This window comes from Proteiniphilum sp. LBM24028 (assembly GCF_056629195.1).
Map to the genome: position 1 here is coordinate 1,354,359 of NZ_CM152817.1, position 22,732 is coordinate 1,377,090.

Below are 22,732 nucleotides of genomic sequence, written 5' to 3' on the forward strand. Positions count from 1 at the left end.
TATTTCAAAGAACACTTTTATTATTTGTCAACGAACTGATGATACAGTTAGACAATTAAATTGTCAACGATCTGATGATACAAAAGTGTCAACGATGTACTGATATTTATCAGTTAACTTTTAGTTAATAATGATTTATTCTCTTGTTATCAATTCATTGTCTTTATCCCAGTACATTGTTCTCCCTTCCAGATAGGCCCGTGTTCCCATGTGCGCCGTGATGGCCTCTTCAAATCCCTGATCAATGCCGCAAGAAGGTTGTTTTCCGGTGCGGATGCAGTCGATCCATTCCTTCAGATGCAGAAAAGTGGTGTTGTAACGTTTTCCGCCGATAAAGGAATAAAGCAAACCCCGTTCCAAGAAATAACGTTCTGTAGCCGAGGAGACGGCATCTACGCTTTGACCGGGGACATAGGTATAAAATGGTTCTCCTGGTTTTATGATACCCTGTTCAATTTTCTGGCGGTACTGTTCGGTTCGTGGATCCACAGTCACGGTAAGGGTGTTGCCTACCTCCATGGTGGCGTCATGTCCCATAATCTTTCTGCTGCGTTTAAACTGATTGGCAAGTGTGGCAGAATAGAGCATTGTCAGGTCCTTATCCCTGTACTCGAAAACCGTTTGCAACACATCGGGCACGGTACGTCCGTCCTTAAAAAAATAAACACCGCCGGAGGAACTTGCCGACGAAGGAATACCCAGATTAAGGATCTGGTTCATCGCATCGTATTCATGCGTCAGCAGATCGCCACTTAGGCCGGTACTGTAATCCCACCAGCAACGCCAGCGAAAAAAACGCTCCAGACTGAATTTTTCCCGAGACTCCGGACCTACATATTTCGTCAAGCCTGCGGAAGTCATGTAATCCATATATTCTTTAATGCGTTCCGGCTCTCCCTCAAATTGCTTCCAGTCGATGGTACTCCGGCTTGCTTTTTCATGAATGGGATAAACCCAGGCACCGTTTGGATCGTTCCGGTTAGTACCGGTTTCAATGAGGGTGATTTTTCCCAGTAATCCTTTTTCAATTATCTGGCGGGCACGCTCATAGGCCTCAATCTGTCTGTTTTGATGCCCCAACTGAAAAATGAGATGCGGATTATCCTTTACGACACTACGGAGTGCGTAGGTCTCGGGAACTGTCCACGTCAATGGTTTCTCTACGTAGACATGTTTCCCTGCCCTGACAGCATCCATGGCCATGGTACCATGCCAGTGGTCGGGGGTAGCAATCACAACGGCATCCACATCGGGTGCTGCAAGTAACTCCTTATAATTTAGATAACGTTTGGGTTCACGGCCATACCGGCCGTTTTCGCCCTCTCTGTAAATATTGGAGCCCGCCCGGATGGCGTCTTCGGCATATACATCAAAGATGTCACATACACCCGTAATCTCTATCCGCAAATCCTCTTGTTCCAGAAAATCACGGTAACGGGTATCTTCTGAATTAATACGTCCCTGTTCTTTCAGGTTTTCTATGTAGGCAGGTGTTGCAAAACCAAGAGCCTGCATCAATAGCTTACCCCTAATCCCGTAACCGATAATACCCAACCGGAGCACCGGCGCATCAGATGTTGTAGGGACATATGCAGCCGGATCACTTTTAAAACGGAACATTTCGGCCGCATTGCGGTTGTTAAGTTCCGTTTTTTTCTTTTGATACACGCCATAGGCCATTGCCCCCAACACGGGCACTGCTACCATTGCTTTAAGGGCATCCCGGCGCCCCTGAGAAACCTTTTTTCTCGGTTTGTCTTCGTTTTCTTTCTGTATGTCGTTCTTTTCTTCGCTCATAAAAACTAAAATCCCTGAATATATGTTTTTTTGTCGAACGCCGCTAAATACCGGTCATCAATCGTCAGCTTAATTCATGTTTTTTACGGGTCAGCAAACTGTCAAACCCTATGATCCTGGATGTTGGAAACAGCATCAATACAAGAACCGCCACCAGCATGATCAGATTTTTATCGATCCACAGGTAAGAACCTTCGGTTGGTAGAATATATGCCGCATACAACAGCGGTGGATGTGAAAGATAAAACATCAGCAAAAAAAGAATAGCCCCCATGTAACCTGCTTTGGTAAACAGACCCAATATAAGTGACAAACCCACAAGTGTGAGTCCCCATGTATTGATAAAATTGACAGCCGATAGCATGGCGGGATTTTCAGCCAATTGTAGAAAAAATGGTGCAAAAAATCCTTTTGAGTCGATCAGATAACCATACGCCGACCAGTTAGGTGTAAATACTTTTGCCAATCCTTCGTATAAAAAATACCATCCGATAAATACGCGCAATGTAAACAATGCATATAATTGCAGTTTACTATATTGAGACACTCTCTTCATATTAAAAACGACTATTTCGATTTTCAGCTCTTTCTGCTATAAACAAGATAAATATTGCGTAAAAGTAAGACAAAAAAAAATGAAAATGAAATTTTACGGATAGAATAGTTCATATTCCTCAAACAAGTATCGGCTCAACGTTAATTTTCCAGTCATGATTTCAATTTTAAACATTCTTTTCATTCAATTGTTCTAATCTGGCGAAAGAGTTATTAAGACAAAAAAACAGATGAATCAAAACAGTTTTTTAGGTTTAATTGAACAGAGCATACACATTCATTGGAATGCGCCGGTGATGACCGACTTTGAGGGAAGGACCTTTTATTATAAAGATTTTGCCCGTGAGATCGATCAGCTTCACGATTATTTCAATGCTGCAGGCATACAACGAGGTGATAAGATCTCGGTCTGCGGAAAGAATTCCGCCCGCTGGGCAATCGTTTTCTTTGCCGCACTCTCCTATGGAGCAGTGGCTGTAAGCATTCTTCATGAATTTGACAGGGAGAGTGTGCAATTTATCGTAGATCATTCCGATTCAAAGATGTTCTTTGTCGATAAAAGTATATGGATTGAGCTCGATGACACCACCCTGCCTAAGGTAGAGAATGTATTTTCACTCGACGACTTTGCACTGCTGAAGACAGTCTCCGAGAAGGTAACCGCGTTCGCCCACGATGCTCCGGCCTATTTTGAGAAGAAATATAAAAAGGGATTCTTTGTCAACGATCTCTCGTTTCGCACAGACAGGCCCGAAGAGCTTGCCGTAATTAACTATACATCGGGCACTACCAGTAGCCCCAAAGGGGTAATGCTACCCTACCGCAGCTTGTGGTCTAACACCAAATTCGCCAACGACAATCTCGAATTCATACAACCCGGTAACAGCATTGTCTGCATGCTACCGATGGCACATACCTACGGACTTGCTTTTGAGATACTCAACTCCATCTCAATGGGCTGCCACATCCATTTTCTGGGGAAGACACCTTCACCCAAAATATTGCTGGAAGCATTTGCCCGTGTTAAACCCCGGCTGGTGCTAGCCGTACCGCTCATCATTGAGAAGATAGTCACCAGGAACGTTTTACCGAAACTTAACAAGGGAGTAGCTGCTTCACTCATAAAAATACCTCTGCTAAACAGGATTGTCTACAACAAGGTGCGGAGGTCGATGATCGACTTCTTTGGCGGCAATCTGGTGGAGGTGGTCATTGGAGGTGCAGCATTGAATGACGACGTGGAAAAGTTTCTGCGGAAAATCAGATTCCCCTATACCGTGGGTTACGGCATGACCGAGTGTGGTCCTCTCATCTCCTATTCTTTCTGGACCAATTATAAAATGAGATCCAGCGGAAAAGTGGTAGATCGGATGCAGGTAAAGATTGATTCTGCAGACCCGCAAAATATTGTCGGAGAGATACTGACCAAAGGCAGTAACCTGATGCTGGGTTACTACAGGAACGAGGAGGCTACAAAGCAAACCTTCACCGAAGATGGTTGGCTGAAAACCGGCGATCTGGGTACCCTCAACCGGGATAACTTTGTTTTTATCAGGGGGAGGAATAAAAATATGATTCTGGGGCCTTCGGGACAGAATATCTACCCCGAAGACATAGAAGCAAAGATTAATGGCTCCCCGTTTGTCAATGAGTCATTGGTCATTGAAGAAAACCACAAAATCGTGGCATTGATTGTCCCCAATTATGAAACACTGCAGGCCGAGAGTATCGCGGACGATCACCTGACAGACTTCATGGGGAGGATCATCGGCGACATCAATGCCAAACTACCTGCATACAGCAAAATAACTTCTTTTCGCATTCACACCGAAGAGTTTGAAAAAACACCCAAACGAAGCATCAAGCGGTTCAAATACCAACAGCAATGAGTTATACATCAGTCATTGGTACCTTGACACATTGCCTCAATAATCAATACTCGCCCCAGCTCTTTATTTCGATATCCTCCAGTTCCATTTTGCAGAAGGCGGTAATAAACGCACTTGCCAAACGGGCATTGGTAATAAGCGGGATGTTATAATCGACTGCCCCCCGCCGGATGATGTATCCGTTGGTCAGTTCCCTGCGTGTCACGTCCTTCGGGATGTTGATGATCAGGTCAAACTGCTTGTCGGCAATCATCTGCCGGATGTTATTCTCCCCATCCTCGTCGGGCCAGTTCACATCGGCAGCTTTGATGCCATTGTCTGTCAGAAACTTACAGGTTCCGTGACTGGCATAGAGATCATATCCTTTCTCTCCCAGCAACTTGCAGGCTTCCAGCAGGTCCACCTTCGACTTCATCTCTCCAGAAGAGATGAGGATGCCCTTTTTCGGTATCTTGTATCCCACGGAAAGCATCGACTTAAGAATAGCGTCTGAAAAGTCTTCTCCAATGCAGCCCACTTCACCGGTAGAGGACATATCCACACCCAGTACCGGATCGGTATTCTGTAGTCGGGAGAAAGAGAACTGCGATGCTTTCACCCCGATATAGTCGAGGTCGAACACCGAGCTGTCGGGCTTTGTGTAGGGAGCATTCAGCATGATTCGGGTAGCTGTCTCAATAAAATTATGCTTCAGCACTTTCGAGACAAAGGGAAAGGATCGTGAAGCCCGCAGGTTACATTCAATCACCTTGATGTCGTTATTCTTGGCCAGGTACTGGATGTTGAAGGGGCCGCTGATATTGAGCTCGCGCGCTATCTGCTTCGATATTTTCTTCACACGGCGCATGGTCTCAAAATAGATCTTCTGCGCAGGAAATACCAGCGTGGCATCACCGGAGTGTACCCCTGCAAATTCCACATGTTCCGAGATGGCATACTCCACTACTTCCCCGTCGCGTGCCACTGCATCAAACTCTATCTCCTTGGCATTTTGCATGAAAGAAGATACCACCACAGGATACTCCTTGGATACGTTGGCGGCCATCTTCAGGAAAACATGCATCTGCTCCCGGTCGTAACACACATTCATGGCTGCACCGGAGAGCACATAGGACGGACGGATCAACACCGGAAAGCCTACTTCCTCGACAAAGGAATCGATCTCGTCGAAGCTGGTCAGCTCTTTCCAACGGGGCTGATCAATATCCAGCTCGTCGAGCATGGCCGAAAACTTGTGTCTGTTTTCGGCACGGTCGATGGAGAGGGGCGAGGTTCCAAGGATGGGGACCTGCTGCCGGTGCAGTTTCATTGCCAGGTTATTGGGTATCTGACCTCCCACAGAGACAATGACACCCTTCGGCTCTTCAATGTCGATAACATCCATCACCCGTTCGAAGGTAAGTTCATCGAAATAGAGCCGGTCACACATATCATAATCGGTCGACACCGTCTCAGGGTTGTAGTTGATCATCACCGAGGCATAACCCAATTCCCGCACGGTCTGCACTGCGTTTACCGAACACCAGTCGAACTCTACCGACGAGCCTATACGGTAAGCACCCGACCCGAGTACCACCACAGCCTCCTTCTCATCCTTGTGCGGTATGTACGCTTTCTCCGATCCATAGGTGAAATAGAGATAGTTTGTCTTGTCGGGATGATCCGAAGCCACGGTGTTTATGCGGCGGACCACCGGAGTGATACCCACCTGTTTACGGCGTTCCCGTACCCTGATCAACTCGTTTTCTACGGTTCCAGACGGTTCCTCCACAAAACGGGCGATTTGAAAATCGGAAAAGCCCAGCCTCTTGGCTTCTTTAAGTACTTCTTCCGGCAGCTCTTCTATTTTATTATACGCCGCAAGTACCTTTGAATAATTGTATATATTTTCCAGTTTTTCCAGAAACCAAGGGTCAATTTTTGTGAGTTCCTCGATCCGTGCCACGCTATATCCTTTTTCGAAAGCATCGGCAATGGCGAAGATGCGCAGATCTGTCGGCTTGGCCAATGACTCTTCCACATTCTCGAAGGTAATCTCCCTGTTCCCGACGAAGCCGTGCATCCCCTGCCCGATCATGCGCAGCCCTTTCTGGATTATCTCTTCGAACGACTGTCCGATGGACATGATCTCACCCACCGACTTCATGGAGGAGCCAATTTCATGACTCACGCCATAAAACTTATTAAGGTCCCACCGCGGTATCTTCACGATCATGTAGTCCACCGCGGGTGCTTTGTAGGCCGAGTTGGGCGTATCCTTTTCACCAATCTGGTCGAGAGTATAGCCCAGTGCCAGCTTGGTGGCCACAAAGGCCAGGGGATAACCGGATGCTTTTGAAGCTAATGCCGAAGAGCGGCTCAGGCGGGCATTGATCTCGATGATGCGGTAGTCGTTGGTGACCGCATTAAAGGCATACTGAATATTGCATTCGCCCACAATGCCAATATGCCGTACTACTCTTTGGGCGATATCCTCTAAAAGGGCTATCTGTTGCCGGGTAAGTGTAATAATGGGTGCTACCACAATACTTTCTCCCGTATGGATGCCCAGCGGATCGAAATTTTCCATGGGCACCACTGTGAAACAGTGATCGTTACCATCGCGTATCACCTCAAACTCAATTTCTTTCCACCCCTTCAGGCTCTCCTCCACCAGTATCTGGCTCGAAAAGGAAAGGGCACTTTTGCAGAGATCTATAAACTCAGTTTCATTTTCACAAATACCTGAACCTTGCCCCCCAAGTGCATAGGCGGAACGAACCATAATTGGAAAACCTATCTCGCGGGCGGCAGTCAATGCATCTTCCAGCGATTCTACAGCGTGAGAGAGTGGTGTTCTGGCATCAATCTCATTCAGTTTTTTCACGAACAGATCCCGGTCTTCAGTGATCATGATGGCCTCCACCGAAGTACCCAGTACTCTAACACCATACTTCTCCAGCGTACCACTTTGGTAGAGTTCGGTACCACAGTTAAGTGCAGTCTGCCCGCCGAAAGCGAGCAGGATACCGTCGGGCTTTTCTTTCTGAATCACCTTCTCCACAAAGTAGGGTGTGATGGGCAGAAAATAAACCTTGTCGGCCACTCCCTCCGATGTTTGAATAGTAGCAATATTCGGATTGATGAGTACCGTTTCTATTCCCTCTTCCCGCATTGCTTTCAATGCTTGAGAACCGGAATAATCAAACTCTCCCGCCTGTCCGATCTTCAGGGCACCGGAACCCAGTAAAATAACTTTTTTGATTGATTGATCCATTATTTATTTGTTGATGTGATAATATTCGTTGATGTGATGATTATTTCTTATCCGCTATCTTCCTGACTGACCACTGATCATTGAAAGCTGAAATCTGACCGCAATCTTCCGACCACTCATTAATTATATTCCCCCCAATGTTTAATTTCTATCTCATCGCGTGTGATCCTACAGAAAGCTTTAATGAAAGCACTTGCCAGCCGGGCGTTGGTAATAAGTGGAATATTGTAATCGATGGCCCCACGGCGAATGCGGTAGCCGTTTGTCAGCTCCCGTTCCGTAAGGTTTTTGGGAATATTGATAATCAGATCGAACTTTCTTTCGGCGATCATATCGTTTACTTTTAGTGTTACATTTTCATCGTCCGGCCAAGCCACGAGGGTGCTGTCCACTCCATTTTCCTTCAAAAACTTTTGCGTCCCGCCGGTAGCATACAATACATATCCGTTTTTATACAAAAGTCGGCACGCATCGAGCAGAGCCACCTTCGATTTCGTTCCACCGGAAGAGATCATGATGTTTTTTTCCGGAACACGATACCCCACCGCGAGCATCGATGTAAGCAGGGCATCATCGAAATGATTGCCAATTGCCCCCACTTCGCCGGTCGATGCCATATCCACACCCAGCACCGGATCAGCCTTCTGCAGACGCGTGAAAGAGAACTGCGGCGCCTTGATACCCACATAGTCGAGTTCGAATGCCGACTTCCCGGGTTTCTCCGCTGAAATATCAAGCATCACTTTCGTTGCGAGTTCTATAAAATTAATTTTCAACACCTTGGAGACAAACGGAAACGACCGTGACGCCCTCAGGTTGCATTCTATCACCTTGATATCGTTATCTTTTGCCAGAAACTGAATATTGAAGGGACCTGTGATGTGCAATGCCCTGGCAATCTGTCGCGTAATCTGTTTTATTCTTCGGGCAGTCTGCACGTAAATTTTCTGTGCCGGAAACAGGATGGTGGCATCACCCGAATGGACCCCTGCAAACTCCACATGTTCCGAGATGGCATAGACTACCAGCTCTCCGTTTTGTGCGACGGCATCCATCTCAATCTCCTTTGATTCTTCAATAAATTCTGATACTACCACCGGGTATTTGCTCGACACCTCGGTAGCGAGTGTGAGAAAACGCTCCAGCTCGCTTCTATTGGAACATACATTCATTGCGGCACCCGACAAGACGTAGGAGGGCCTGACCAACAGAGGAAAGCCCACTTCGTCCACAAATCGGTGGATGTCGCCGAGTGTGGTCAACTCCTTCCAGCGTGGCTGATCGATTCCCAGCCTGTCAAGCATGGAGGAAAACTTATGCCGGTCCTCCGCGTTGTCAATGCTTCCGGCCGATGTCCCCAGAATATTCACCCCGGAGTTATCCAACCTCACAGCCAGGTTGTTGGGTATCTGTCCCCCCACCGAGACAATGACGCCATGCGGGTTCTCCAGTTCAAAGATATCCATCACCCGCTCATAGGTGAGTTCATCAAAATAAAGACGGTCGCACATATCATAGTCCGTCGACACCGTCTCCGGGTTGTAATTGATCATCACAGATCTATAGCCTTCCTTGCGGACCGTATTGAGGGCATTCACTGAACACCAGTCGAACTCCACCGATGATCCAATGCGATAGGCACCTGATCCCAGCACGATCACCGAACGATGGTCACCCAGATAGTGTACATCGTTTTCCGATCCGTTGTATGTGAGATAGAGGTAGTTTGTCTGCGCCGGATATTCAGCAGCCAGCGTGTCGATCTGTTTCACTACCGGCAGGAAACCCTTGTTCTTTCTGTATTTACGGATGAGTGTTGCTGCTACATCATCGGCCTGCTCTTTCCATATTGCCCTGGCAATCTGAAAGTCCGAAAAGCCCTGTTGCTTGGCACTTTTTAGTATCCCGTCAAAATCGTCGTTTTTTTCATTTTCCAAATCCACCGCAGCGGGTGTCCATCTTTCCAGCGATTCGGCAGTCAGCACGATGTGGTGTAGTTTATGAAGAAACCAGCGGTCTATTTTTGTCAGCTCGTGAATCTGATCGACCGTATATCCTTTTCGAAAAGCCTTGCTGATCACAAAGATGCGCTGATCTGTCGGCTCCCGCAATGCCTTTTCAATGTCTTCGATGATGAGCTCCTTGTTCTCTACGAAGCCATGCATGCCTAGTCCTATCATGCGAAGTCCTTTCTGTATGGCCTCTTCGAAGGTGCGTCCGATGGCCATTATTTCGCCGACCGACTTCATGCTGGAGCCTATTTCTTTGGAGACACCGCTGAACTTACCCAGATCCCAGCGTGGAATTTTTACCACGATATAGTCCAGTGCCGGCTCAAAAAAAGCACTGGTCGATTTCGTGACCGTGTTTTTCAGGTCGAAGAGTCCATATCCCAATCCCAGTTTCGCAGCAACAAATGCCAGGGGATAACCGGTAGCTTTCGACGCCAGTGCCGAAGAGCGACTCAGGCGGGCATTCACCTCAATTACGCGATAATCTTCCGACTCCGGGTCGAAGGCATATTGTACATTGCACTCACCCACGATGCCGATGTGGCGGACAATCTGAATAGCTAACTCCCTCAGTTTGTGATATTCTGAGTTGGTTAGCGTTTGCGAGGGGGCAACCACAATGCTCTCACCGGTGTGGATGCCCAGCGGATCGAAGTTTTCCATATTACAGACCGTGATACAGTTGTCGTACCGGTCGCGTACCACCTCATATTCAATCTCCTTCCACCCTTTCAGCGACTTTTCTATCAACAGCTGGCCGGAATAGTTGAATGCCTTCCCGGCAAGTACTGCCAGTTCCGCCTCATCGTTACAGAAACCCGATCCGAGCCCTCCCAATGCATAGGCAGCCCGTACAATGATGGGGTAACCCAACCGGTCGGCAGCCTGCAACGCATCGTCCATAGTGGAGACAGCGAAACTTTGGATGGTCTTCATACCAATCTGATCGAGCTTCTTCACGAACAGATCCCTGTCTTCAGTATCCATGATCGCCTGTACGGGCGTGCCCAATACCTGCAGGTTGTACCTTTCAAACACACCCGATTGATAAAGAGCTACTCCGCAATTGAGTGCCGTTTGTCCTCCAAAGGCAAGCATGATGCCATCGGGGCGTTCGCGTGCTATCACTTTCTCCACAAAGTAGGGCGTAACAGGCAAAAAGTATATTTTATCGGCCACATCCTCCGAGGTCTGTACCGTAGCTATATTCGGGTTGATCAGAATGGTCTCCGCCCCCTCTTCGCGAAGCGCTTTCAATGCCTGTGAACCGGAGTAGTCGAATTCACCCGCTTCTCCTATCTTGAGTGCACCCGATCCCAATACAAGAACTTTATGGATCTCCCTCGCGCTGTGGATATTTTCTTTTTTTGGTGCCAGTATCTGATCTGTCATATTATTACTCAGTTAAGATTCCTGAATCCTGTCTTGCTGTCACCAGCTTCACAAACTCCTCGAAGAAGAACCGCGTGTCGGTGGGTCCACCGGTCGCCTCGGGGTGAAACTGCACCGAAAAGAAAGGTTTCGTTTTGTGTCTGATACCCTCGTTCGTGCCATCGTTCATATTGATAAACCAGGGTTCCCATTCATCACCCAGAAGCGATTCATTCACGGCGTAGCCATGATTTTGTGAAGTAATGAAACAGGCATTGTCGCCCACCCTGCGCACGGGCTGATTGTGGCTGCGATGACCATATTTCAGCTTGTAGGTGTTGGCTCCGGCAGCCTTGGCCAGAAGTTGGTTTCCCATGCAAATACCAAAAACCGGTTTATCCTGTTGCATCGCCTTGCGGATATGCTCCACAGTGATTGCGCAGTAATCGGGGTTGCCCGGTCCGTTGGAGATAAAGAGTCCGTCGTAATCCATTCCGGTGAAATCATAATCCCAAGGTACCCTGATCAGATGTATCCGCTGTTTAATCAGTTCACGCACGATTTGCAATTTTGCTCCGCAATCGATCATCACCACCTTCTTCTCCCCGTAGCGGTATTCCACAGGTTCTTTACAACTCACTTTCGTCACCAGGTTTTCGCTTTCCGGGTCATAAAAATCAATTTCATCCTCTTCTTCAAACACAATCTTACCCAACATCGATCCTTTTTCCCGCAACACCTTTGTGAGCAGGCGGGTATCGATGCCGGAAACGCCCGGAACGTTGTGTTGCCTCAACCAGTCGCCCAGGCTTTGTTGTGCATTCCAGTGCGAATAATCATCGCAATAATCCTGCACGATTAACCCCGAGATATGAATTCGTCCGGACTCAAAAAAATCGGAAATTCCGTCTGTTTCGCTTTCTGCGGGAACTCCGTAATTTCCGATGATGGGATATGTGAGTGTTAGAATCTGTCCTTCGTAGGAGGGGTCTGTCAGACTTTCGGGATAACCGACCATTGCTGTGCTAAAAACTACCTCCCCCGATGCTGCCTTTTCGGCTCCAAACGACTGTCCGTGAAAAACCGTCCCGTTTTCAAGGATCAACCGCACCGGTTTGTATCTGTGCATAGGGCCATTGTTGTATTGATGAATTGATATCGTATGATATTAGGACACAAAGATAGAAAAAAATATGAAAACCGACACGCTCATCACACAAAAATCAGTGATATAATGATAAAAGGATTATTATCAATTATTTTTATATTTTTAACGAAACTAAATTGGTTTAATCTGTTTAAAAAGAGTATACTAAATATCTATGCGCTACGAAATATAAAATTCTATCACTATATATGAGTAAAATTGCTATTATCGGAAATTATCCTCCCCGTCAATGCGGTATTGCCACGTTCACTAAGGATCTGAATGACGGTTTTAAAGAAATTGGCGTGTCAACCGCCGTGGTGGCTATGAATGACGGCCTGAACCGGTACGATTATTCTGACGACGTAGTTTTTGAAATTGAACAAAATGTGTTGTCCTCCTACATCCATGCAGCTCAATTTCTAAATACCAATGCGTTTGATGCAGTGATTTTGCAGCATGAGTTTGGCATTTTCGGGGGTGATGACGGCATACACATCATTCAACTCTTAATGCGTTTGCGCATACCCGTTCTTACCACATTCCACACTGTAATTGACAATCCGACCAAAAACCAGCATAAGGTGGTGACCGAAATTGCACGTTTCTCCCGCAAGCTTGTCTCCATTTCCAAAAAGGGTATTGAACTGCTCTGCGATGTGTATGGCTTGCCAAACGACAAATGCATCCACATTCATCATGGTGTTCATCAGATTGCACCCATAAACATCTCGGGACTCAGAAAAAAACTGGGTGTGGAAAACAAAAAGGTTTTGCTCACTTTTGGCCTTCTCTCCCGGAACAAATCCATCGAAGTAGTTATCAATGCGTTGCCTGAAGTAGTAAAAAAGCATCCCGACACGGTGTATATTGTGTTGGGGGCAACACATCCTCACGTAATGAAACAGGAGGGTGAAGATTACCGGCTCAACCTCATCAGGCTGGTAAGTAAGCTGAAGCTGGAAAAAAATGTCATTTTCATCAATCGTTTTGTCTCCAATGAGGAACTTTTCAGTTTTCTGGCACTGTGCGACATTTATGTGATTCCTTATCTGGGAGAAAAACAGATATCCTCCGGAACACTGATCTATACCATGGGTGCAACAAAACCAATTATCTCCACTCCTTTCTGGTATGCACAGGAAATGCTTGCCGATGATCGCGGTTTGTTATTCGATTTCATGAACTCATCACAACTGAGCGATCTGATCAATAATTTACTTGATGATGAGGAGAAATGTCGCACCATCTCCCAAAATGCTTTTGAACTGGCCAGGACATGTTACTGGCCACTCATCAGCAGGCAATATTATGAGCGGGTCGATTCCCTTATCGAAGAAGAGGGGGCAGAGAGTCTAACCAGTGTGGCAGAGGTGATCGAGCCCAATTTCATACTCCCTCCTCTCAGGCTGGACCACCTCAGGGGACTGACCGATTATACCGGTATCCTGCAACATGCCAAATACAATGTTCCTGACCGTAACCATGGTTACTGTACCGACGACAATACCCGTGCGCTGTTACTTTCTGTGATACTGGAAAATGAGGTGCAGGATATGGACGAGGTGAACCGGCTCTCCGGTATCTATCTCTCCTTTATTGATCATGCATATAATCCTGCAAACGGAAAATTCAGAAACTTCATGAACTATCAAAGAGACTGGCTCGATGAGGAGGGATCGGAAGATACAACAGGCAGAGCAGCCTGGGCTTTGGGATATACAGTCTCCAACAGCCACGTAGCCAATTTTCAGCATCACGCCAATCACCTGTTTGAGAAGATGCTTCCCTCGCTGGACAATCTCACCCATCCCCGTGCACTGGCCTATGCTGTTATAGGATTGGTTTATTATGCCAAAACACACGGGACATCGGAGGTAGTTGAAAAGGTGAAGTATTGTGCCGGAAAACTCCATGCTCGTTTTGAACACATCGCCGGTGAGTGGCAATGGTTTGATGAAAAAGTAAGTTATGCCAACAGTCGCATTCCCCAGGCAATGATCCAGGCAGGCATGTTTTTAAACAACGATACCTGGACTCAGCGGGGATTGAAGATTTTGAACTGGCTTATTACCCATCAGTTCCATCATGGAATCTTCTCCCCTGTGGGAAACATGGGGTGGTTCACCCCGCAAGGAAAGACACAGTTCGATCAACAGCCATTGGAGGCCAACGGAATGATTGATGCCTGCCTGCAAGCCGAAAAATTTATAAAAGATGGTTCATATGCCGATTATGCGTTGAAAGCCTTCTATTGGTTTACGGGCGATAACGACTGTGCGCGTCCCCTGTACGACTTCTCCACGGGCGGCTGCCGTGACGGTCTTCACAAAGATGGGGTAAACCTGAACCAGGGCGCGGAATCAACAATCTCGTGGCTCCTCTCTTTTTTAAGCGTTTCATTTTATTTACGAAATAAAAACAATACACCCTCATGATAGAAATGCGAAGACATTCCATCCATATTACGCCCTCCTCAAGACGTACGCTGGTACGCCCCTTTGTCCCGGCAAGCAAATATCAGGTAGAGCATATTCTGTTCCGGGCTTTTGCCATCCCCAAAAAGGAGAGAAAGCAAATTCTTCAGAACGCATGTGAACGGATTGAGGTATCATCGGAAGTAATCCAGCGTATTTTCCTCCGACATTTCAGTCACATTGAACACCGGATTCCTTCCAACATAGAGCTCTCCAAGGATGACAAACGATTCATTGGCGCTTTCTTTACTCAGCAGTATGCGCTTGAATCCACGGCTCTGTTCAATCCTTCTATCGTCCCCCATCCCGTACAGGATAAGGAAGGCGTTCTCCGTTTTATCATCAGCCTGCGGGCTGTGGGTGAAGGGCATATATCCTCCATTACCTTCATGGAGGGAGAGATTGATGCAGACCTCAATATATCGGTAGCGGAGAACTCTCCTATAGTGTATGAACCGGAGCGGTTTGAACATCATTATGAAAAGGAGCTGATGATAAAAAAATCCCATGAGCTGGGCATCCTCACAAATCTCAACAGGAAATTATTTGATAATATGCCCGATGAGTTCTCCTACGAGGAACTTACCAAAGCAATAAACCGTACTTTCAAGGAAAACACCACCGTGAGCACCGAAGAGCTGGAGGTATCCATGAACAATATTCGTTCACTGGCCCTCTCAAACTTTTCACTTGATTTCACGACCAATGATCTTACCGAACGGGCTATCTACCCCGCTTCTCCATCACAGAGCAACGGATTGGAAGATGCCCGTTTTGTGCGGTTTGTACATGACGACCAGCATGTAGTTTACTATGCTACCTTCACTGCCTACAATGGGAAGACCATCATGCCCGAGTTCCTTGAGACGTCCGATTTTAAATCCTTCAAGATATCCACACTGAATGGTCCCGGTGCCAGTAACAAGGGTATGGCACTTTTTCCGCGTAAAATCAACGGGAACTACATGATGCTCGGGCGCCAGGACAATGAATCGCTTTATATTATGAAATCAGACAACCTCTATTTCTGGCATGAATACCAACCACTGTTAAAACCCACCTATGACTGGGAATTGATCCAGATAGGAAACTGCGGTTCCCCAATTGAGATTGATGAGGGATGGCTGGTGATAACACATGGTGTGGGACCAGTACGTACCTACTCCCTGGGTGTTGTCTTGCTCGACAAGGAGAATCCCCTGCAGGTAATAGGACGTTTGAAAAAACCTTTGCTCACTCCATCAAAAGAGGAGAGATCCGGTTATGTACCCAACGTAATTTACACTTGCGGGGCCATGGTAGTAAATCGCACACTGGTATTACCTTACGCCATTGGCGATGTAGTCACCACCTTCGCCACGATCAGGTTAGATGATCTGTTGCATGAAATGAAACATGGATGAATGGAAATAACGCAAAAGTTTTTAACTTTGGCGGGACAAACAATTAAGAAAGGATGATTAAATATGAAAAACCGTATTATTGAAGCGGCTATCATAGCCGCAAGCTTGGTAGTGACAGGTATCATACTGAGCGCTGCCTTCAACAATTTCACAGATCGTGATCGCCTGGTAACCGTAAAGGGACTTGCCGAGATGGAGGTGCCTGCCGATAAGGTAATCTGGCCACTGATGTATAAAGATATCGGAAATGATTTGACTACGCTTTACACCAACATTCAGAGTAAAAACAGAACCATCATCGATTTTTTACAATCAAATGGTATCACCCGTGAGGAAATTAGTGTAGCACCTCCCGAGATCATTGATATGGAGGCAGAACGATACGTGAATCAGGCCATTCAATACCGCTACAATGCCACCTCTGTCATTACCGTTACCTCCTCCGAAGTGGACAAAATACGTAAACTTATTTCGGAACAGACAGAATTGCTGAAACAGGGAGTAGCCATTACAGGGGGCGACTATCGTTACAATACGCTCTATGAATTCACCGGTTTAAACAATATCAAGCCGGGAATGATTGAAGATGCAACCAGGAATGCCAGGGAGGCGGCTGAAAAATTTGCCATGGACTCGGGTAGTAAACTGGGTAAAATACGCAATGCGTCGCAGGGACAGTTTACCATTACCGACAGGGATGCAAACACCCCATACATTAAAAACGTACGGGTAGTGACCACGGTGAATTATTACCTCAAAAACTAAACGGACCGCTATCGCGAAGAGAAGACGGACAGCATGCCAAGTTTCCCTCTCAAAGAGAGAAGCGCTTGCCCGTCTTCATAAATAACTCATACTTCCCCGGATTGAACGAATAGAAAAAAGCTCCCCGTTTGGAGTTCTCCTTGTCTTTCATTTCAAGCCTGTCAAGGATATTCATTGAGGCCAGCTTTTTTCTGAAATTTCGCTTGTCGAGTGGCATCTGGTATATTGTCTCATAAAGGTCCTGCAGCGAGGGGAGTGTAAACTTTCCATCGAAAAATTTAAAAATCAGCGGCTCCTTTGATACTTTATATTGTAACAGCATGAGTGCATCACTTACCATCCGGTTGTGGTCGAAAACCAATTCGGGTAACTCATTGATATTGATCCAGCGGGCATCAAAATTTTGGGCAGGCGAGGTATTGAACTTTTCCATCTGCACCAATGCATAAAAGGCCACAGAAACAACTCTGCCGCCGCTATCCCGGTTTATCTCACCGTAGGCACCTACCTGCTCCATGTAAATACCTTTCTGTTGTGTGTAGCGATAAAGCACTTTCTCAGCAGCCTGATCGAGGCTTTCATTTTCTTCCATAAACCCTCCCATAAGGGACCATTCATTTTTCTTCGGTTCCACCGGACGACGTGTAAGCAACACGTGCAGTTCTTTTTCACGAAATCCGAAAATGATACAATCTACCGCGATTAAAAAATGAACATTATTTTGATAATAACTGGCAGACATGGCTATAGAAGGTATTAAAATAAAGATATGCTATTTAATGGTAAAAGAAGAGAGAGAGGGAAAGAAGGAAGCAAGCATCATACGATGTCCTGCTTCCAACCTGTTGTCATGTGACAGTAGTATCAGAGTTTGCGTGCTCCGTCGCTAATGACCACGTCGTACACTTTTGGTTCATGGCCGTATTTGGCGCTGAACTGAGCCTTGGCATCCTGGATAAAAGAGTCGTAAAGCGCATCCTTCACCAGATTGATGGTACACCCGCCAAAGCCTCCTCCCATCACGCGAGAACCGGTTACACCGTGGGCACGGGCCACATCGTTGAGGAAGTCCAGTTCTTCGCAACTCACTTCGTAGAGTTTACTCATGCCGTGGTGTGTTTCATACATCTTCTCTCCCACCGTTTCGTAATCTCCACGTTCCAAAGCATCACTCACGTCTCTTACCCGTTGAGTTTCCTCAATGACGTATTTCGCGCGCATGTAATCCTCTTCGGATATCTCGCCCCTCACTTCATCGAGCATCCCCAACGTGGCATCACGCAGGAATTTCACTTCGGGATGACGCTTGGCTATGGTACGTGCAGCATGTTCACATGATTCGCGACGTTTATTGTAGGCCGAGGAAGCCAGTTCATGCTTCACCACCGTATCAAGTAACACCAGCTTGTACCCTTTGGGATCGAATGGGAAATAGGCATATTCCATCGACTTGGTGTCAAGACGAATCAGATGGCCCTTTTTACCAAATATGGATGCAAACTGATCCATGATACCGCATTTTACACCCACATAGTTGTGCTCTGTACTCTGTCCGATACGGGCCAGTTCGAACTTGTCTATGCCCTGATTCAGCATGTCGTTTAGTGCGTATGCGAAAGTGCTTTCGAGCGCCGCTGAAGAAGACATTCCCGCCCCCAGTGGCACATCGCCCGTAAAGACAGTATCGAATCCTTTCACGGTACCGCCTCTTTTGATGATTTCTCGGCAAACACCGAATATATATTTGGCCCACCCTTCTTTCGGAAGGTCTTCTTCATTAAGTCCGAACTCGGAGCTTTCATCCAGATCAATCGCGTAGGCCCTCACTTTGCCGGTCCCATTGAATCGGATCGCCGCTGTCATTCCCTTGTCGATCGCACCGGGAAATACAAAGCTGCCATTATAGTCGGTGTGCTCCCCGATGAGGTTTATACGCCCCGGGGAGGTGTAAATATCGGGTGTGTGACTCCCGTAAATTTTTTGAAAAATTTCAGTTATTCTTTCTGTAGTCATGTTATAAGCTATAAAAAAGCCTGCCTTTCAGGCTCAATGCCGGAAATAGTCCGTTCTTTTTCATACTGGGTTTATTTCCTACACTTAACAATTCAGACAGACTTAAATGTTACTATTCAAATAAGTTTATTCTTTTACTGTATCTTCATCCGTTACTACAATGTTGGTGTTTACATTTTTGGAACCTACAACAGCATAATAAAACAGATAAACCAAACCGGCGATCACCAGCCAGTAGCTGTTCAGGAAGCCTGCATTGTCGGCAATCAATCCTTGCAAATAAGGAAGAATACCGCCACCGCATACCATCACCATAAATATACCTGATGCCATTTCAGTATATTTACCCAGTCCTTCAACTGCCAGATTGAAAATACTACCCCACATGATTGAAGTACATAAACCACCCAGTACGAGGAAGAACACCTTAATAGGTACTACTGCACCAAACAGGCCGATGGAAGGGCCGGAAGGAATAAAGATAGCCAACAAAATCAATAATATACCTATTGAAGAGGTGGCGGTAAGCATGGTCTTGCTTGATACCTTGGCACCAATGGAAGCACCCACAAGCCGTCCGGCAAGCATAAGAAGCCAGTAAAGTCCTACAACCGATCCAGCTACACCGGCAGCGATATTCAAACCACCCCCCGCAGCATCAGTAGTCATATAAAGATTCGCAATATTGGGTATCCCTACTTCCACACCCACATAGATGAAAATAGCCACAATACCGAGTACAAAATGACGAAATGAGAGCGCACTGTGTTTGTCTTTTACATTCACTGTATTTTTCTTATTCCGGGTAATTTCGAGGCGTGGTTCCGGTATTTTCACCACCAGGATCACGATGAAGGCAAAGGCGAAGATACCCATTGCCAGGAACAGGGCCGGGTTTGCATCACTGATGGCAGCCCGGGCAACATCACCCATCAAATAACCCACAAGAATGGGTACAATGGTCGCACCAATGGAGTTGATGGCACCACCAAACTGAATTAGCTGATTTCCTTTGTTTCCGCCACCGCCCAGGGTGTTCAACATGGGGTTAACCACTGTATTCAGCATACACATGGAGAAACCCGAGATGAAAGCACCTGTTAAATATACGCCGAAGCTGGCAACTGTCCCTGAAAGGAAGGTGATGGCTACCCCGATGAATCCAATAGCCACAGCCATAAGTGAGGTAAATTTATATCCTTTTCTTTCCAGGATAATCCCTGCAGGAATTCCCATGAAGGCATAAGCAATAAAGTTGGCAAGGTTACCTAACTGGGACATGGCGTTGCTCGCACCAAATTGGTTTTTTACAATAACTCCCATCGGGTTTTGCAATCCTGTAACGAAAGATATCATAAAAAACAACATAAACATCACCGCAATGGGCAATGCATAATTTTTCTTTTGTGTAGCTGGGTTCATAATTTAATGCAATTAAAATTTATATTTATATAAAAAGTTCACAATTTTTTACCAAAACAATCCTTTTCTTCAGCATTCACCTAAATTACACTGAGAACCTGAAAGTCGTTCTAGATTCAAACAGTTCTTCCGGTCGCAGAATGACCGAAGGATATGCAGGTTTATTGATGCTGTCGGGAAAATGTTGTGTCTCGAAACAAACAGCAGCTCTTTCGGGATAACGGTGCCCATTTTTGGCTGTGAAACTACCGGTCATCCAGTTACCGGTATATAGCTGCACACCCGGCTCAGTGGTATATATCTCCATCTTGATACCCGTTTTGGGTGATTCGCAGATACCGGCATAGGTGTATTCATTGCTGCCGGCAGGTTTATTTAACACGTATGTGTGGTCATATCCTTTACCGAAGCGCAGCTGCTGAAAATCATCATTAATTCGGTCGCCAATAGCGAATGGTTTTGTAAAATCCATGGGGGTATCTTTTACCGGTGCTGGATCTCCGTAAGGAATGGCCGTGGCATCGGTAGGCAGATAGTTATCGGCATTGAGCACAAGCAGATGGTCTCCGATATAGGGATCACCTTCACCCGACAGATTAAAAAAGGAATGGTTTGTCAGATTCAGGATGGTTGTCTTATCGGTGGTGGCTCTGTAACAAAGCTCAAGGGAATTGTCGTCGGTCAGCGTATAAATAACCGTAACCGACAGATTGCCAGGAAAACCTTCCTCGCCGTCGGGCGACAGGTAAAAAAGCTCAATACTGTTGCAGGTAACATTTTTCACATCCCACACTACAGCGTTGTAACCTTTTATTCCCCCGTGAAGCGAGTTCGGGCCGTTGTTCACGGCCAGTCTGTATTCTTTTCCTTCCAAAGAAAAACGGCCTCCGGCAATTCTGTTTGCTGTGCGGCCGCATACTGCCCCGTAATAGGGTTCCACGGAAGTAAGGTATTCATCTATCGAAGGATATCCCAGCACCACATCAGTAAAAATGCCCTCTCTGTCGGGCACCATCAGCGACACTATCTTCGCTCCGTAATTGGTCACGGTAACTTCACATCCGAGATTGTTTGTCAGTGTGTATAATCCGGTTTGCTTGCCATCTACCGTTTTTTCAAAAGCTTCAACCAGCAAACCGGACTTGCTATACATTTCGTTCATGTAATTTTCTTGGTTTTAAATAATAAGATATTGATGAAGATTGATCTTGTATAAAATTCGTGTAAAATTAACACAGATTTTGTGAACATCCTAAAAAAAAATTGTGTTATAAAACATAAATTTCATACGCCAGAATCCCGGCAAACTAATCTGCCACTTCATCAATCTCTTTTATCTTTTTTGTTACTAATATTTTATCTATTTTATTTCCATCAACATCCACTATTTCAAAATGGAGTTTGTCATAATCAAATTTGTCACCCACATAAGGAATTTTGTTGATACAGGCAAAAACAAATCCTGCCACCGTGGAATAGTCTATCTTGTCGAAATCAACAATAAAATCCTCATCCAGCTGCGTTAATATCTCAATAGGTGCTTCTCCGCTCACCAGCGCAGAATGATCATCGCGCATAAAGAGAAGAGGTTCTGCCCCGGCATCGTCTGTTTCCTCCGGTATGGTTCCCACCAGGTTTTCGAAAATATCGTGCATGGTGATGATGCCCTCGAGACTGCCATATTCATCCACTACCACAGCTACAAATTTATGATTGTTTTTGAAGTTCTCCAGCACCTTTTGGGCGCGAAGCGTATTTGGCACGATAATCGGTTCCATGATCAAATCTTCAATCTCGAACTTTTCGCCGGTATTCAATCTCAACAAAAAATCCCGCATCGATATAATACCTGTAAACTCATCGATCTGCTTTCTGCAGGCAAGAATTTTGCTGTGTTTTGTCTGCAGCAGATCCCGGATGACCGTTTCCCGGCTTTTACTGATGTCCACCCACTCCACGTCGGTGCGGTGTGTCATCAGGTGTATTGCTCTTTTATCGGAGAAGTAAAATACCTGTTCGTGGATGATATTTTCTTCCACATCGATGATTCCTTCGTGTGAGGCAGTTTTCAGCATGGCACGTAATTCCATTTCAGAAATCACCTCATTCTTGGGTTTCAGGCCTATAAGCCTTGTGATAAAGCTGGTGGAGATTGCCAGCAATTTCACAAAGGGGTAAAAGACGATGCTCACCACATGTATTGCAGGAGCGACCGCGATAGCCATTTTCTCCGGGCTGTTCAGAGCGATTGTTTTGGGTACCAGTTCGCCAATTACAATGGAGACATAGGTGATCAGGAAAACCACAATTACCATTGAAATAGCCTCCGAAAAGGGTGCAGCGGCAGCAAATTGCTCGAAGAAAGGAATCATATAAACAGCAAAGGCTTGTCCCCCGAATGCTCCGTTGATGATACCAATCAGTGTAATTCCCACTTGTACCGACGAGAGAAAATTATCGGAATCGGCCTGCAATCTGAGTGCTCGCACGGCTCCCCTCTTTCCCAGTTTTCGTTCCTTCTCCAGTTTATTCTTCTTTGCAGAGACAATTGCGATCTCCGAAAGAGCGAAAAATCCGTTGAGCAGGATCAGTAGAAAAACAATGATGATATCAATCCACATACGA

Annotated in this window: 14 protein-coding genes; 4 read left to right on the plus strand and 10 right to left on the minus strand. The window is 46.1% G+C overall.

The annotated features are described in order from the left end of the window. Positions 1-135: 135 nt before the first annotated feature. Positions 136-1,797 carry a Gfo/Idh/MocA family protein gene (locus AC1HCU_RS05365; RefSeq protein ID WP_480369945.1) on the minus strand — a complete coding sequence of 554 codons (1,662 nt, stop codon included), beginning with the start codon at positions 1,795-1,797 and terminating at the stop codon, positions 136-138. Between the two features lie 64 nt (positions 1,798-1,861). Further along, entirely contained in the window at positions 1,862-2,353 is a 492-nt protein-coding gene (locus AC1HCU_RS05370) for a DoxX family protein (RefSeq protein WP_480369948.1), read from the minus strand. A 229-nt stretch (positions 2,354-2,582) separates the two neighbouring features. Between AC1HCU_RS05370 and AC1HCU_RS05375 the strand changes: the two genes are divergently transcribed. Next, a complete protein-coding gene (locus tag AC1HCU_RS05375) occupies positions 2,583-4,241 on the plus strand; it encodes an AMP-binding protein (RefSeq protein WP_480369951.1) in 1,659 nt (552 codons plus the stop codon). Positions 4,242-4,284: 43 nt separating this feature from the next. On the opposite strand, the gene carB (AC1HCU_RS05380) is transcribed toward AC1HCU_RS05375, so the two are convergent. The 3 genes from carB (AC1HCU_RS05380) to carA all read right to left on the minus strand — a co-directional run bounded on the left by carB (AC1HCU_RS05380) (position 4,285) and on the right by carA (position 12,009). Next, positions 4,285-7,497 (minus strand): carbamoyl-phosphate synthase (glutamine-hydrolyzing) large subunit, encoded by a 3,213-nt coding sequence (carB, locus tag AC1HCU_RS05380; protein ID WP_480369954.1) that lies wholly within the window; start codon positions 7,495-7,497, stop codon positions 4,285-4,287. Positions 7,498-7,616: 119 nt separating this feature from the next. After that, complete coding sequence (gene carB, locus AC1HCU_RS05385; RefSeq protein WP_480369957.1) at positions 7,617-10,901, minus strand: carbamoyl-phosphate synthase (glutamine-hydrolyzing) large subunit; 3,285 nt, start codon at positions 10,899-10,901, stop codon at positions 7,617-7,619. A gap of 4 nt (positions 10,902-10,905) precedes the next feature. Next, entirely contained in the window at positions 10,906-12,009 is a 1,104-nt protein-coding gene (carA, locus tag AC1HCU_RS05390; RefSeq protein WP_480369959.1) for a glutamine-hydrolyzing carbamoyl-phosphate synthase small subunit, read from the minus strand. A 227-nt stretch (positions 12,010-12,236) separates the two neighbouring features. Here carA and AC1HCU_RS05395 point away from each other — a divergent pair, with 227 nt between their 5' ends. The 3 genes from AC1HCU_RS05395 (at position 12,237) to AC1HCU_RS05405 (ending at position 16,672) form a co-directional block, all read left to right on the plus strand. Beyond that, a complete protein-coding gene (locus tag AC1HCU_RS05395; protein WP_480369962.1) occupies positions 12,237-14,465 on the plus strand; it encodes a glycosyltransferase family 4 protein in 2,229 nt (742 codons plus the stop codon). Next, entirely contained in the window at positions 14,462-15,907 is a 1,446-nt protein-coding gene (locus tag AC1HCU_RS05400; RefSeq protein WP_480369964.1) for a glycoside hydrolase family 130 protein, read from the plus strand. The genes AC1HCU_RS05395 and AC1HCU_RS05400 overlap by 4 nt, the downstream gene beginning before the upstream one ends. A 63-nt stretch (positions 15,908-15,970) precedes the next feature. Next, positions 15,971-16,672: an SIMPL domain-containing protein gene (locus AC1HCU_RS05405; RefSeq protein ID WP_480369967.1), complete on the plus strand. Its 702-nt coding sequence runs from the start codon at positions 15,971-15,973 to the stop codon at positions 16,670-16,672. A 49-nt stretch (positions 16,673-16,721) separates the two neighbouring features. Here AC1HCU_RS05405 and AC1HCU_RS05410 read toward each other — a convergent pair whose 3' ends face one another. The 5 genes from AC1HCU_RS05410 to AC1HCU_RS05430 form a co-directional block, all read right to left on the minus strand. Next, positions 16,722-17,414 carry an NUDIX hydrolase gene (locus tag AC1HCU_RS05410; RefSeq protein WP_480369970.1) on the minus strand — a complete coding sequence of 231 codons (693 nt, stop codon included), beginning with the start codon at positions 17,412-17,414 and terminating at the stop codon, positions 16,722-16,724. Positions 17,415-17,536: 122 nt separating this feature from the next. After that, positions 17,537-18,685, minus strand: a complete 1,149-nt coding sequence (galK, locus tag AC1HCU_RS05415) for a galactokinase (RefSeq protein WP_480369973.1) — start codon at positions 18,683-18,685, stop codon at positions 17,537-17,539. 126 nt (positions 18,686-18,811) lie between these two features. Next, a complete protein-coding gene (locus AC1HCU_RS05420; RefSeq protein ID WP_480369976.1) occupies positions 18,812-20,107 on the minus strand; it encodes an MFS transporter in 1,296 nt (431 codons plus the stop codon). Positions 20,108-20,192: 85 nt separating this feature from the next. Beyond that, positions 20,193-21,269: an aldose epimerase family protein gene (locus AC1HCU_RS05425; protein WP_480369978.1), complete on the minus strand. Its 1,077-nt coding sequence runs from the start codon at positions 21,267-21,269 to the stop codon at positions 20,193-20,195. Between the two features lie 145 nt (positions 21,270-21,414). Then, positions 21,415-22,728 carry a hemolysin family protein gene (locus AC1HCU_RS05430; protein ID WP_480369981.1) on the minus strand — a complete coding sequence of 438 codons (1,314 nt, stop codon included), beginning with the start codon at positions 22,726-22,728 and terminating at the stop codon, positions 21,415-21,417. Positions 22,729-22,732 lie beyond the last annotated feature (4 nt).

Coding starts and splice junctions, on each gene's coding strand:
- AC1HCU_RS05365 (WP_480369945.1), bottom strand. CDS start 1,797: ATGAGCGAAGAAAAGAACGACATACAGAAAGAAAACGAAGACAAACCG.
- AC1HCU_RS05370 (WP_480369948.1), bottom strand. CDS start 2,353: ATGAAGAGAGTGTCTCAATATAGTAAACTGCAATTATATGCATTGTTT.
- AC1HCU_RS05375 (WP_480369951.1), top strand. CDS start 2,583: ATGAATCAAAACAGTTTTTTAGGTTTAATTGAACAGAGCATACACATT.
- carB (WP_480369954.1), bottom strand. CDS start 7,497: ATGGATCAATCAATCAAAAAAGTTATTTTACTGGGTTCCGGTGCCCTG.
- carB (WP_480369957.1), bottom strand. CDS start 10,901: ATGACAGATCAGATACTGGCACCAAAAAAAGAAAATATCCACAGCGCG.
- carA (WP_480369959.1), bottom strand. CDS start 12,009: ATGCACAGATACAAACCGGTGCGGTTGATCCTTGAAAACGGGACGGTT.
- AC1HCU_RS05395 (WP_480369962.1), top strand. CDS start 12,237: ATGAGTAAAATTGCTATTATCGGAAATTATCCTCCCCGTCAATGCGGT.
- AC1HCU_RS05400 (WP_480369964.1), top strand. CDS start 14,462: ATGATAGAAATGCGAAGACATTCCATCCATATTACGCCCTCCTCAAGA.
- AC1HCU_RS05405 (WP_480369967.1), top strand. CDS start 15,971: ATGAAAAACCGTATTATTGAAGCGGCTATCATAGCCGCAAGCTTGGTA.
- AC1HCU_RS05410 (WP_480369970.1), bottom strand. CDS start 17,414: ATGTCTGCCAGTTATTATCAAAATAATGTTCATTTTTTAATCGCGGTA.
- galK (WP_480369973.1), bottom strand. CDS start 18,685: ATGACTACAGAAAGAATAACTGAAATTTTTCAAAAAATTTACGGGAGT.
- AC1HCU_RS05420 (WP_480369976.1), bottom strand. CDS start 20,107: ATGAACCCAGCTACACAAAAGAAAAATTATGCATTGCCCATTGCGGTG.
- AC1HCU_RS05425 (WP_480369978.1), bottom strand. CDS start 21,269: ATGAACGAAATGTATAGCAAGTCCGGTTTGCTGGTTGAAGCTTTTGAA.
- AC1HCU_RS05430 (WP_480369981.1), bottom strand. CDS start 22,728: ATGTGGATTGATATCATCATTGTTTTTCTACTGATCCTGCTCAACGGA.